The sequence below is a fragment of the Sediminibacterium sp. C3 genome (genome assembly GCF_000508085.1).
Classification (GTDB): domain Bacteria; phylum Bacteroidota; class Bacteroidia; order Chitinophagales; family Chitinophagaceae; genus Sediminibacterium.
Map to the genome: position 1 here is coordinate 2,104,360 of NZ_KI669560.1, position 12,766 is coordinate 2,117,125.

The window sequence follows — 12,766 nt, forward strand, 5'->3', positions numbered from 1 at the left end:
ATTATTTTCTCCACTCAAAATAAAAAGTGCTTCCTGTTTCAGGACTACTCTCCAGTTTTATTTTACCCCCTTGTTCCTCTACTAACATTTTCAATAAATTCAATCCGATACCTGTACTAGATTCTCCGCTTGCTTTGTTATCTGTGGTTTCAAACAGTTTGAAAATTCTATTCTGATCCTGACGTGAAATCCCTTGTCCATTGTCTTTCACATAAAATATATAAAACTCGGAATTGGTACTATGTAGACCAATGCTTATTTCTGGATTAGGGTTGTTATTGTATTTAATAGCATTGGATAGCAAATTTTGAAATACCTGTTGCAATTTTATCTTACGGGTTCGGAACTTTGGCAAATTTTCATCGATATGAAGTTGGGTATTGGGTTTTAAAGAAAGCATTTTAACAATATCATTTACCAAATCGTAAGCATTCACTTCTTCAACTACTTGTTCATTTAGACTTTTTCTGGAATAATCTAAAATGGATTCAATCATCCCTGTTAATCTAGAGGCTGAACTGTAAATTATTGAAGTATTTTCCAATAATTCAGGTTCGTTTTTAACAATATCTTCCTTCTGCATCATATCTGCCAGCATGGCAATTGTTGCTACAGGAGATTTTAAATCGTGAGAAACAATAAAAACGAATCGTTCTAGCTGCTTGTTTACCAGTTCTGTTTCCAGTAAACTCTGTTTTAAACGCTGCTGTGCAAAATAGAGTCTCTCAAATACTTTTACTTTAGCCCGGGTAATATTAATATCCAATGGTTTTTGTAAATAATCAACAGCACCCTCTTCAAACCCCTTCAAAACAAATTTCTCTTCTTTACTGATAGCGGTAACAAATATAATGGAGAGGTGCTGGGTTTTCTTATTTAACTGAAGCATTCTGGCAACTTCAAATCCATCCATTTCGGGCATCTGAACATCTAACATTACCAATCCAATATTCTCATACTTTAAAGCCAATTTCAAGGCTTCATTTCCTGAACTGGCCTTTATAAATGATCTCCCAGGTTGAGCTAAAATCTCTTCTAGAGCAATTAGATTCTCAGGCCTGTCGTCTACCAGTAAGATTAAAAAGTTATCAGTATTTATTACTTGACTCATTATTGTTTCCTTTATTTAGATACCCATATTTTAATCATGGATATCAGCTTTTGAATATCAACTGGTTTAGTAATATAATCAGATGCCCCAGAAGAAATACACTTCTCCCTGTCTCCTTCCATTGCTTTTGCAGTTAAGGCAATGATTGGCAATTCTTTTAGTTGTAATTCATTTCTTATTCTCTTCATTGCTTCATAGCCATCCATTTCAGGCATCATAATATCCATCAAAACCAAATTAGTGTCTGTATGTTTTTTTAGCATTTCTAAGGACTCTTTACCATCTGCAGCAGAAATAATTTCTGCATGTTCTGATTCAATTGCAGTGCTTAAAGCATACACATTTCTCATGTCATCGTCTACAATTAGAATTTTGAATCCCTTTAAGTCCTTTAAATCAGAAATCATATTAGCTGTTTGCACATTTGCTTTCTCATATCTTTTTATTTGATACAAAAAGGAATCCAATTCTGTAATGAGATTATCATTTACAGATAAATCATTGCGGATGATAGCTTCAGCAAAAGGCTTCAGTAAATCCTCCTCAGATGCAGGTATATCATTGTCAATCAACAATATAAAAGGTATTTTTTTATTTTGTAATTCACTTCTCCACTCCTGTAATGCTTCAATTCCTTTTTTTACTTGATTGCCTAAATCAACAATTATACAGTCGATATGCTTTTTCTCGGTAATTGCAACAGCGTCATCAATACTGCTTGCGTTAAAGAAATTGACTGACTTTAATTTTTGTTGAAATATAGAATCAATTTTTTTGTCTTTAAAGTATTCAGGAGAAACTAATAAAACGTTTTTGAAATTTTGTTTTATAAAGGCGCTTATTTTATTGAAAGCTAGATTTAGACCTTCTAAGTTGATAGGTTTTTTAACATAGGCAAGTGCTCCACCCGAATTAAAACGATTGTCATCAAATGCTGAAATAATATGTACGGGTATATGTTTGGTCTCAGGATCATCTTTCAGAATTTTTAGCAGTGACCAGCCATCTAGTATGGGTAATTGAACATCTAGTATAATTGCATTCGGCCTATATTTTCTAGAATAGTATAAACCCTCATCCCCACTTAAAGCCACAATAGTTTTAAACTTTTTATTCCTCGCGAAATCCCTTACGATGGTTGCGAAATTTTCATCATCTTCTATTATCAATATTACTTCGTCGTTATCTATCAGTTGATTTCTGTCGTCTGACACTTTGTTTTGTTCCTGAATATCATTCAATTCTGGAGCAGCTATGGTTTTTAATTCCTCTATAAATTGACTTTGAACTCCAGAAGCTTCAACGGGAACAATCACAGTAAATTCACTTCCCTTGCCTTCCGTGCTGTTAACCATAATTTCTCCTCCTAGTAGCCTGGTCAATTCCTTACTAATAGAGAGACCTAATCCGGTTCCACCATATTTTCGACTTGTTGAGCCATCTGCCTGCTGAAAAGCGTCAAATATCAGTTTTTGTTTTTCAGCTGAAATGCCAATTCCTGAATCTTTTACCTGTATACTGATTCTTTTGCCATCAGGATGTTCTAGTGCATTAAATTGTACGATTACTTTTCCATTTTCCGGGGTAAACTTAAATGCATTGGATAACAGATTCTTTATTATCTGTTCAAGTCTTAAGACATCTGTTTTTATAGTATGCGGCAAATAAGGATTTTTGTTAATAACAAATTCAATATTCTTTTGTGAAGCAACTACAGAAAATAATTGATGCAAGTCCTTGATAATGCTATCAATACTGGTTTCTTCAATGTTAAGATCAACTTTCCCAGCTTCAATTTTAGAAAGGTCAAGAATATCGTTAATCAATTTTAATAAATCAGAACCAGATCGGTGAATAATAGTGGCGTATTCAATTTGCTTTTCTGTAAGATTACGAGGATTATTATCTGCTAGTAATTTAGCCAGTATTAAAACACTATTTAAAGGAGTTCTAAGTTCGTGTGACATATTAGCCAGAAATTCAGACTTGTATTTACTGGTTTCCTGTAACTCATGAGCCTGTCTGCTGAGTTCATTATTTGTCTGTCTTAATTCTTCTTGTTGTTTAACAAGGCTGTCTTTGTGCTCCTGAACCTCTGCTAATAAATGATTAATTTTTGCCCTAGCCTGTTCTGCCTGTATGGCAGATGCAACATTGTGTGCAATATTCTCTAGTAAGTTTTTCTGATGTGCAGAGAATTTTCCAAAAATTCCTAATTCAATTAATCCTTTTAATTCATTATCCAACCAAAGGGGCATACATAATATTTCACCTTTGCCAGTCATATCACCCAGGGCTGTTTCCACATGCCAATAATCACCAGGTACATCAGAAATGCTTACTGCTTCTCTTTGCAATGCTGCATTACCAATTATTCCCTCTCCTATCTTGAATCCAATTTTTGCATCTGATGAGATAGCAACCCCAGCTGTCATTTCCAGATAATCAGACTTTTCATTTTTAATATAAATAACACCTGCAGGAACTTCTAAATAACCAACAACAGATCTGATGACATTGGTTGATAAAGTAAGTAAAGAATTGGATTTTTGAATATGGTCATTGATGTAGCTTACTCCCTCAAGTAATTTATTTTTTTCGGTAGCTAACTGGTTAATATCTTCCATTTTGGCAACCGTTTCTTTAAGTCTTCTCTCCGATCTGAATCTGCTTTTTAAAGTGGCTACTACCGCATTAACCAGTATTAATACAATTACAATCAAAAGAATTACACCACCAACGATTATTTTGGTAGAAACAGCGAATGATGCTTTTATACTATTTTCTGTTGCATCTAGTTCAAATATTAATGACCTTTTTATCTGATCAATTAATAGCAAAACTTTTTGTACTGCTGCTTCCTCTGTATTTGCAATCTCCTGTAAAGTATTTCTGGATTGACCAGAAAGAATTTTTCCTTTGTTGCCCCAATATAAATTCAATGCTGTCAATGCTGTATCCAGTGAATTAACCTTGTTATTCAGGTTGATATTATCGGGCAATCCCAAATGAAGTTTTACCAAAATGGGCTTAATGGCAGATGCAGTTAGTTCGTAATTGGTGATATCTCCTTCATTACCGCCTATCCAGTAATTAAAACGAGCAGATCGCATCTGAGAAATATTGTACTGCAGGTCTTGAACATCGCTGATTGATTTTTTAATTTTATTAAATGCGTTGTTTTTTCTACCTGATTATTGAGTGTATCAATAGAAAAATATCCAACTAGCAAAACCAGAAAGATTGAAATCCCTAATCCAGAATATAATTTAAATGGAATATTGCTTTTCATTTAATAAATTCATTTATGTACTCTAAATTTAAAATTAAATAAGCGTTACTGACGAATTATTTGTACTTATTTGTAATTTGTAGTAATACCACTACAAGAAACAGTTTGATTATTCTATTGATGAACTAATGGATGGGTAGCGAATGTTAAAAAAAGGATATATATCACTTGTTTCATGCTTGTTTTGTATGTGCAATATCATCTATGCACAAGAAAAAAATAAGCAGTCTGAGGATAGTATTACGGCTACCCGAAAATTATTTAACAGAGTAGTACAATCCATATCTGTGAATAATTCAATTCCTGTAAAAGGTATACCTACGCAGGAGGCAACTAAAAATACTCTTGACTTTGAACCGTACGAAGGGAAGTTTATCCGATATGTTTATGTAAACAAACTTGGATTTAACAAGCTACTCTCTGATACTTCTATTTCTCGGAATAACTTTTTAGATAAGTTGGGAAATTCATTACATACAAGTACTCGTTATTCCGTTGTCCGAAAAAATTTGTTCTTTAAAGCAGGAGAAAGAGTAGATCCTGATTTGTTTTCTGATAATATAAGGTACCTACGTGACTTAAGTATTATTCAGGATGCAAGTATTGTTATTATGCCAATTCAAAATAATCCTGATGAAGTTGATGTAATGGTCTTAGTAAAAGATGTATTTCCAATTGGGGGCAGTGTACCAGAGTTCAATACTAACTTATTGGATGTTGAATTAAATAATGACAATGTTTTTGGGTCTGGTAACAGAATGCGTATTCGACAATTTTTTGACACAAGAAGACGCCCTAGTTATGGATATGGCTTTGAATATCTTGCAAGAAATATTGGTGGAAGTTTTCTAAATATCTCGGCCGGATTTCAGTCGGAAAGACCTGCCTTTAATTCGGGAAGAAGAGAAGAAAATGCGTATTTCATAAGAGGAGACTTGCCTTTGGTGAGCCCCTATCATCCTTATACAGGTGGCTTTGAACTATCTGTTAATAATACAAGCAATACTTATACGCCTGCTAATATTTATGAGCAGCAGCTAAAATACGGCTATTATAATGCAGATGTATGGCTTGGCTATAGTTTGGGAGCAAAGGAAAGGATGCTGGATAATTTAGGTATAAGAAAAAGAAGTATTCTTTCTGGCAGAATTATTCACAGGTATTTTACAGAACGACCTGACACGCTGAAATTGATTTACGATAGCCGCTACAATGATATTACGGGAGTATTGTTTTCCTATACCCTATTTGAGAGGGATTTCTATCATACCAATTTTATTTATGGATTTGGAAGAAATGAAGATTTGCCTGAAGGGTTCAGTTTAACTTTCACCGGAGGCTTGGCAGACAGACAAGATATATCCAGAATGTATTTTGGCGCTGAATATCAGCGGAGTTATTTCAACTCAAAAAAAGCGTTTTTGAATTATACCATTAAAGCCGGAGGGTATATTAATCAGCAAAAGCCTGAGGACCTGTCTGCTCTCACTAGCATGGAATTGATTACTCCCTTAAAACAATTGAAAGGTAAAAATTGGTTTATGAGGCACTTTATCAGTGGGAGCATAACTGTACAGAAATTTATCCGGTTAAATGATCCATTAAGGGTATCCAGTATTTTTGGTATTCCCCGAATAAGAAATACCCGTATAGATGGTACTGCAAGAATTACAGTTAATGCAGAAACTGTATTTTATAATACGTATAAACTTGCTGGTTTTAATTTTGCCCCATTCGTATTTTCCAATCTATCTCTTTTAAAACTTTCTGCTTCAGACCCTGAAAACGGAGTATTGTACAGTGCCTTCGGTGGCGGCGTAAGAACTCGAAATGAAAACCTTGTATTTGGCACCATTGAATTAAAAGCCTATTTTTTCCCCAAGGTTGTTGAATCAATGAGTCCTTGGAATATTAGTCTTTCAACAAATCTGAGATTCCGCTATCAAACTACACTAATTCAAAAACCTGACTTTGTTGTTGTAAATTAAAATGAACCATTTATATTAAATTCTGTTAAACAATCTATTATGAAAAAATTATTATTTGCTGCGAGTCTTGCACTAATTAGTGCTTTTGGTTATGCCCAAAACAATCCTAAGCCAAGTCCGGCCACAGAATTGAAAGCTACCCTAAATAATGGAACAGAAATTTCCATTAAATATGGTCAGCCCTCTTTAAAAGGGAGAACTCCTGGAAAAGATGTAGAACCAATGTTAAACAAAATATGGCGTGCAGGTGCTAATGATGCAACCGTATTTGAGACTTCAAAAGATGTTAAAATCAATGGTAAAATGTTGCCTGCTGGAAAATATTCACTTTTTATTTTACAAAATGAAAGCAGCGCAACGGTGATTTTTAATAAGGTTTGGAAACAATGGGGTGCGTTTCAATATAAAGAGACGGAAGACGCTTTGCGCGTTGATGCAAAACTGACTAATAATGCTGAAACCTCAGATAAACTAATCTACACAATTGAAAAAAACGGCATGGTACAAATTCTTTGGGGCAACCTGAACTTTGGTTTTACTGTTGAATAAGGCATCATGGTACAAGCATATAATTTTCTGTCCAGCTGGCAATTATTCCCCGAAAAATGTAATTTCCAAAAAGGTATTGCACCCAAGAGCGGAAACTATAAAATCGAGAGTCTTGATAATGGTCAGGCATTAAGCTTCAGTATAAACTGGGTAAGCCTGGATAATGAAGCATTCTATACTCAGTACAAAGTTGTACCCAACGATGCTATGCAAAAACTGGAGGACAATGAACTTGCTGATGAAATAAAAGCGGATATTGTTAATTCTTCTACTTTAATGGTTGTTTTTTACAAAAACAGCTTGTCTGTTTTAGAGGTTACGCATGAAATTCTACCCAACGGTTATATGCGTATTACGCAGGCAGGAACCGATGAGAATGGGAAGCAATACAAAAACCTGGAAGTGTATCATAAGCAACTCAGTGTACTTCCCTATTCGTCTTCTGTAGCTGGGGTTGCCATCCGGCCTACCAAGGAAGGGGTTATTAAACATAAGGCATTGAGTGCTATGGAAGACCAGACCAATATGCAATTAGACCAAATAAGGCAGCAGATTGAATTACTGGCAAGGCAAGCACAGGAGATAAGAAAACGCAAGGAACTCAGTATGATGATTTACGAAGCCAAACTTAATTTTAAACCACAAATTGGTCAGGTATATCACTTATATGAAAAAAAGGATAGTACACATATATTATCTTTAGTAGCGCCTCAGGAATGGGGAGCTAGCGGACCATTTAAGCAATTTGTATCTTCCGTAAAATTATTAGCCGATCATACCTGGGTGGAAGTTTCTTAGGAACAACAATCAATTTGTAAATGTTGCATAAAAAAATCCCGGTAAGAATTAGAACTACCGGGATTTTTAGTTTTATAAAGAATTAATTTGCTAAACGCTTGCTTAATTCAGCATCAATTGCGTCTAAGAATTCTTCTGTATACAAATAATGTTCACCATGATTTACCTTATTACCGTAAATACATACCGCTAGGTCTTTGGTCATTTTTCCGGATTCAACTACATCCACACATACTTTTTCAAGCGTTTGGCAGAAGTTAATTAAATTCTGATTGCTATCTAGCTTACCTCTGAATTCCAAACCACGAGTCCATGCAAAAATAGATGCGATTGGATTGGTTGAAGTGCGATTTCCTTTTTGGTGTTCTCTGTAATGTCTGGTAACGGTTCCGTGGGCTGCTTCTGCTTCCATTACTTTTCCATCAGGAGTAACTAGTGTAGAAGTCATTAAGCCTAAAGAGCCAAATCCCTGAGCAACCGTATCACTTTGAACGTCTCCGTCGTAGTTTTTACATGCCCAAACAAAATTGCCGTTCCATTTTAAAGCAGAAGCAACCATATCATCAATTAAACGATGTTCATAGGTAATGCCGGCTTCAGTGAATGATTGTTTGAACTCATTTTGATAAATCTCTTCAAAAATATCCTTGAAGCGACCGTCGTATTTCTTTAAAATAGTATTCTTTGTAGATAAATACAAAGGCCATTTCTTAATTAAAGCCTGATTAAAACAAGCGCGCGCAAACCCTTTGATACTCTCATCGGTATTGTACATAGCTAAAGCCACGCCATCACCTTTGAAATTATACACTTCAAACTCCTGAACAGTTCCGTCCTCTCCTTCAAATTTTACAGTTAGTTTTCCTTTGCCTTTTGTAACAAAATCAGTAGCACGATACTGGTCTCCAAATGCATGACGGCCAATACAAATAGGGGCTGTCCAGTTAGGTACCAATCTGGGTACGTTTGAACAAACGATGGGTTCTCTGAAAACGGTACCATCCAGAATATTTCGGATAGTTCCGTTAGGGCTCTTCCACATTTGTTTCAGATTGAATTCTTTTACACGTTGTTCGTCTGGTGTAATGGTAGCGCATTTAATTCCAACGCCATATTGCTTAATTGCATTTGCCGCATCAATAGTAACCTGATCATTGGTTTCATCGCGGTATTCCATACCTAAGTCGTAGTACTTAATATCTAAATCTAGATAGGGTAAAATCAATTTGTCTTTAATGAACTTCCAAATAATTCTTGTCATTTCATCTCCATCCAATTCTACTACCGGATTGGCAACTTTAATTTTTTGGGCCATAGTTTCTATTTTTTGATGTATTCAGTCGGCAAATATATTATTTATTGGGGAATCCGGTTTTAAGAAACATTCACAATTAGAACAGGAATGGTCAGTTTATGCCTTACGTCCTCAATAGTCTCTCCAAATATATAGTCTTTTAATCCGCTATGCCTATGAGCTCCCATAACCAGCATATCTGAACCCAATTCTTCCACTAGTCGAACAATCTCAGTTACCCTACGGGTATATCCTACATGTCCGCTAGCATTCAGCCCTTTGGATCTTAGCTGGTCAACATAATTCTGTAATCTTTCCTTGTCCTTTCTGGTTTCAGCGTCGTCACTTGAGTCTTTGGAATATCTTGCAGACACACTTTCAACAATATGAATCAGCTGGTACGATACAATCTCGTTGCCTTGAGACAAGGCGTGGGCAATGAGTTTTTCATCTGCATTGGTAAAGTCAAGGGCAATGGCAATTTTTTGGATTTTCTTTACTTCCAGATTATCCAATTGCATGGCATCTCCGTACAAAGTATCTTTGGCCAGTCTTCGTTTTTTTGAAGCGATTGGATAGAATGTCATCATTAAAAACAACCAGATAAACCCAAGAATGGCCAATATTACCCCCATTTTTACCCATAAGGAAACACCACTGTGAAATAAGGCGGCTACTTCCTCTACTACCAGATTCACATTAAGGAATACCAGAATTAAGGCTACCAGCCATGCAAGGAACTGGGTCTTTTTTCCAATAACGAATGCCCCCATTGTGGATTTGTCACTCACAAAATGGATTAATGGAATAACGGCAAACCCGAGTTGAATACTTAAAATTACTTGGCTGAAAATGAGCAGATCATCCACTTTTTCGTCTCCGTAAATCATAATAACCAATAATGCAGGAACAATGGCAATTAGTCTTGTCAATAATCTACGAAGCCAGGGATTGATTCTTAAATGTAAATATCCTTCCATTACAATCTGACCTGCCATGGTTCCGGTAACGGTTGAACTTTGACCAGCAGCAATTAAAGCAACGGCAAACAAAATTGGTGCCACGGAAGATCCTAAAAGTGGTTCCAATAAATGATGGGCTTCCTGAATTTTAGCAACCTCTGTGTTACCCGTCTTGTAAAACACAGTGGCTGCAAGCACCAGGATGGCTGTATTCACCAAAAAAGCGGCATTGAGGGCAATGGTACTGTCAATCAGGTTATATTTCAGTGCGGTTTTAATCCCTTTTTTATCCGGATTAATTTTTCGGGTTTGAACAAGTGCTGAATGCAAGTATAAATTATGTGGCATTACCGTTGCTCCAATAATTCCTACGGCAATATATAATGCGCCATCGTGCAACATACCCGGTACCAATCCTCCTACCACATCTCCTACAGCTGGTTTGGCAATCAATATCTGTACAAGAAAGGATGCTCCAATTATAGCCACCAACGCAATGATAAATGCTTCCAGTTTTCTGATTCCCCAACGCTGAAGAAATAAAAAAAGAAAGGTATCTAAAACTGTTATAATAGTACCCCACAAAATGGGTAAACCTGTGAGCAAATGAATACCAATTGCCATACCCAACACTTCAGCCAAATCACAGGCTGCAATAGCCAATTCAGCCAGCACATACAGGCAGAAATTTACAAAGGGTGGATAGGTCTCCCTGTTGGCCTGTGCCAGGTCTCTTCTTCTTACAATACCCAATCTTGCGCTTAAACTTTGAAGCAATAAAGCCATCAGATTACTCATCAATAGAACCCAAATCAGCTGATACCCAAATTTTGCCCCGCCTTGTAAATCAGTAGCCCAGTTACCGGGATCCATATATCCTACACTTACCAGATAAGCTGGACCTATATAGGCAAGTATCCGCTTCCATCCTTTTCTAGGCACAGTAGTATCTACGGTTTCATGAACTTCGCTTAGCGATTGATCTGCTTTACTTACTATCATGCAATATTTTTTTTACATAAATCTGTTCAGCCAGCTGGGAACTAATATGAACCCTTTCTTTATCATTCACATTTATTTCAAAAGAGTTATCAAAGGCAAAATTTTGCATCACTTTTAATTTCGCTCCAATGGTTATTTTTTTGTGTTCCAGCAATGAAAGAATATCAGGTGACTGACTACCAACTGCACTAACTTCTCCAGCAATTTGTAAGGGAAATTGGTTCAGATTCAGCTGAGACTGATAAGGCATTTTACCTGAAGCATCCGGGATAGGATCTCCATGTGGATCAAAAGCAGGATTACCCAAAAAATCATCCAGATGATCTATGAGTTGCTGACTTTGAATATGCTCCAACTGCTCGGCTATTTCGTGTACTTCATCCCAGTTAAAATGTAAAATATTTACTAGAAAAGTTTCCCATAGCCTGTGTTTTCGTATAACCATGATGGCAAGTTTTCTGCCCTCATTATTTAGTTTAAACCCTTTGTATTTTTCATACACCAATAACTTTTTTGTCTTCAGTTTCTTAAGCATATCTGTAACTGAAGCAGCGGATGTTTGTAAAACGGCAGCAACTTCATTGGTGCTAACCATCCCGTCTTTCACCTGAAGTTGAAATATAGCTTTGATATAATTTTCCTCAGAAGAAGATAAGGTCATGCCTAAAATAAATTTTAGACAAATCTAAAATTTATTTCCTTTTCTTTCAAACATTCTTTCGCAAGCCCTAAATCACTTATTTTTATGAAAATATACTCAGAATGAAGTGGCGTAATCTGTTGTTCATCCTCTTTTGCATTTGTTTGCTGGGCTCCTGTTCCGATTCACCCATTGATTTATCCGGAAAAACAAATGTGGATGAAAAGGATTTTCTGAGTGTGTTTAAACCCCTTTCCTTGCCTTATAACGTTTCAGATACCAATCTGGATAAAAATGCAGATACGCTAACCATTGCCAAAGAAGTTTTTTTACAGTTCTATCCTGATACGGCTTTGAGTAATATAATGGGTAAAACCAAAATTTATACCCTTTCTCCTGTAGGCATTATTGAAAAAGAAAGGAAAATTATTTGCTATTTGTAATTAAAGAGAACAAAAAAAGAAAAGGCTTGCAGTAATAGTTACAGACAATAAAAATAAATTTCTGGGGAGTAAAGAGTTATTAAATAACACAGAAGAGTCAGGATATCACCGATCACTCAATATCAATAAAGAACCTACTTTTTTAATCAGCAGAGAAAAAATGGGTGATAACAATGAATTGTTATTTTCCAGAGCTGGCTGGGTTTACAATGATGCAGGATTCTTTATGGTGGTTATTAATGATTCAAATGAAGATCCTGCAAAAACTGCTGTTATCAATCCCTTGGATACCTTGCCTAAATTAAATAAACTGAGTGGGGATTATATAAAAGACAAGAACAACTATGTATCGGTAAGAGACGGTAAAGACGAAAATCATTATCTCTTCTTTATTTTATTTGAGAAATCAAACGGCGCCTGCAAAGGTGAATTGAAGGGAGAATTTAAATTAGCTAAACCCATGGAAGGACTTTATTCAAAGAACGGAGATCCATGTTTAATTGATTTTATTTTTTCCTCCAATCAACTAAGAATTAAAGAACAGGGAAGCTGCGGTAATCATCGGGGTATTAAATGTTATTTTGATGACCGTTATACCAGAAAAAAAGATCCCAAAAAGAAAAAACTAAATAAACGTTAGTTAGTGTAAAATTTACATTATCGTTTTTTAGCCTTATATTGCCTATC

General features: G+C 35.7%; 10 protein-coding genes. 5 read left to right on the plus strand and 5 right to left on the minus strand.

Annotation, left to right across the window (positions count from 1 at the left end):
* Position 1: 1 nt before the first annotated feature.
* Positions 2 to 1,111: a sensor histidine kinase gene (locus tag F777_RS0109785; RefSeq protein ID WP_026751880.1), complete on the minus strand. Its 1,110-nt coding sequence runs from the start codon at positions 1,109 to 1,111 to the stop codon at positions 2 to 4.
* Between the two features lie 11 nt (positions 1,112 to 1,122).
* Positions 1,123 to 4,224 (minus strand): hybrid sensor histidine kinase/response regulator, encoded by a 3,102-nt coding sequence (locus F777_RS16395; protein ID WP_026751881.1) that lies wholly within the window; start codon positions 4,222 to 4,224, stop codon positions 1,123 to 1,125.
* Between the two features lie 367 nt (positions 4,225 to 4,591).
* On the opposite strand from F777_RS16395, the gene F777_RS0109795 reads away from it, so the two are divergent.
* The 3 genes from F777_RS0109795 to F777_RS18210 are packed head-to-tail and all read left to right on the plus strand — an operon-like array spanning position 4,592 to position 7,738.
* A complete protein-coding gene (locus F777_RS0109795) occupies positions 4,592 to 6,391 on the plus strand; it encodes a BamA/TamA family outer membrane protein (RefSeq protein ID WP_026751882.1) in 1,800 nt (599 codons plus the stop codon).
* A 39-nt stretch (positions 6,392 to 6,430) separates the two neighbouring features.
* Positions 6,431 to 6,940, plus strand: a complete 510-nt coding sequence (locus F777_RS0109800; RefSeq protein ID WP_026751883.1) for a DUF2911 domain-containing protein — start codon at positions 6,431 to 6,433, stop codon at positions 6,938 to 6,940.
* 6 nt (positions 6,941 to 6,946) lie between these two features.
* Positions 6,947 to 7,738, plus strand: a complete 792-nt coding sequence (locus tag F777_RS18210) for a DUF2452 domain-containing protein (protein WP_201767598.1) — start codon at positions 6,947 to 6,949, stop codon at positions 7,736 to 7,738.
* An 82-nt stretch (positions 7,739 to 7,820) separates the two neighbouring features.
* Here the strand turns inward: F777_RS18210 and F777_RS0109810 are convergent, their stop codons facing one another.
* From F777_RS0109810 to F777_RS0109820, 3 genes are read right to left on the minus strand one after another with little or no spacing between them, the layout of a single operon-like run.
* Positions 7,821 to 9,053 (minus strand): NADP-dependent isocitrate dehydrogenase, encoded by a 1,233-nt coding sequence (locus F777_RS0109810; protein ID WP_026751885.1) that lies wholly within the window; start codon positions 9,051 to 9,053, stop codon positions 7,821 to 7,823.
* 59 nt (positions 9,054 to 9,112) lie between these two features.
* Complete coding sequence (locus F777_RS0109815) at positions 9,113 to 10,996, minus strand: Nramp family divalent metal transporter (RefSeq protein ID WP_026751886.1); 1,884 nt, start codon at positions 10,994 to 10,996, stop codon at positions 9,113 to 9,115.
* Positions 10,983 to 11,657 (minus strand): metal-dependent transcriptional regulator, encoded by a 675-nt coding sequence (locus F777_RS0109820; protein WP_026751887.1) that lies wholly within the window; start codon positions 11,655 to 11,657, stop codon positions 10,983 to 10,985. The genes F777_RS0109815 and F777_RS0109820 overlap by 14 nt, the downstream gene beginning before the upstream one ends.
* A gap of 101 nt (positions 11,658 to 11,758) precedes the next feature.
* On the opposite strand from F777_RS0109820, the gene F777_RS0109825 reads away from it, so the two are divergent.
* Positions 11,759 to 12,079 carry a hypothetical protein gene (locus tag F777_RS0109825; RefSeq protein ID WP_152530905.1) on the plus strand — a complete coding sequence of 107 codons (321 nt, stop codon included), beginning with the start codon at positions 11,759 to 11,761 and terminating at the stop codon, positions 12,077 to 12,079.
* 160 nt (positions 12,080 to 12,239) lie between these two features.
* Positions 12,240 to 12,719, plus strand: coding sequence for a hypothetical protein (locus F777_RS0109830; protein WP_026751889.1), 480 nt, complete (start codon positions 12,240 to 12,242; stop codon positions 12,717 to 12,719).
* Positions 12,720 to 12,766: the final 47 nt, after the last annotated feature.

Bases quoted from the DNA above. Each gene is read 5' to 3' on its own strand.
- F777_RS0109785 (WP_026751880.1), bottom strand. From the start codon at position 1,111: ATGAGTCAAGTAATAAATACTGATAACTTTTTAATCTTACTGGTAGAC.
- F777_RS16395 (WP_026751881.1), bottom strand. From the start codon at position 4,224: ATGCGATCTGCTCGTTTTAATTACTGGATAGGCGGTAATGAAGGAGAT.
- F777_RS0109795 (WP_026751882.1), top strand. From the start codon at position 4,592: ATGTGCAATATCATCTATGCACAAGAAAAAAATAAGCAGTCTGAGGAT.
- F777_RS0109800 (WP_026751883.1), top strand. From the start codon at position 6,431: ATGAAAAAATTATTATTTGCTGCGAGTCTTGCACTAATTAGTGCTTTT.
- F777_RS18210 (WP_201767598.1), top strand. From the start codon at position 6,947: ATGGTACAAGCATATAATTTTCTGTCCAGCTGGCAATTATTCCCCGAA.
- F777_RS0109810 (WP_026751885.1), bottom strand. From the start codon at position 9,053: ATGGCCCAAAAAATTAAAGTTGCCAATCCGGTAGTAGAATTGGATGGA.
- F777_RS0109815 (WP_026751886.1), bottom strand. From the start codon at position 10,996: ATGATAGTAAGTAAAGCAGATCAATCGCTAAGCGAAGTTCATGAAACC.
- F777_RS0109820 (WP_026751887.1), bottom strand. From the start codon at position 11,657: ATGACCTTATCTTCTTCTGAGGAAAATTATATCAAAGCTATATTTCAA.
- F777_RS0109825 (WP_152530905.1), top strand. From the start codon at position 11,759: ATGAAGTGGCGTAATCTGTTGTTCATCCTCTTTTGCATTTGTTTGCTG.
- F777_RS0109830 (WP_026751889.1), top strand. From the start codon at position 12,240: ATGGGTGATAACAATGAATTGTTATTTTCCAGAGCTGGCTGGGTTTAC.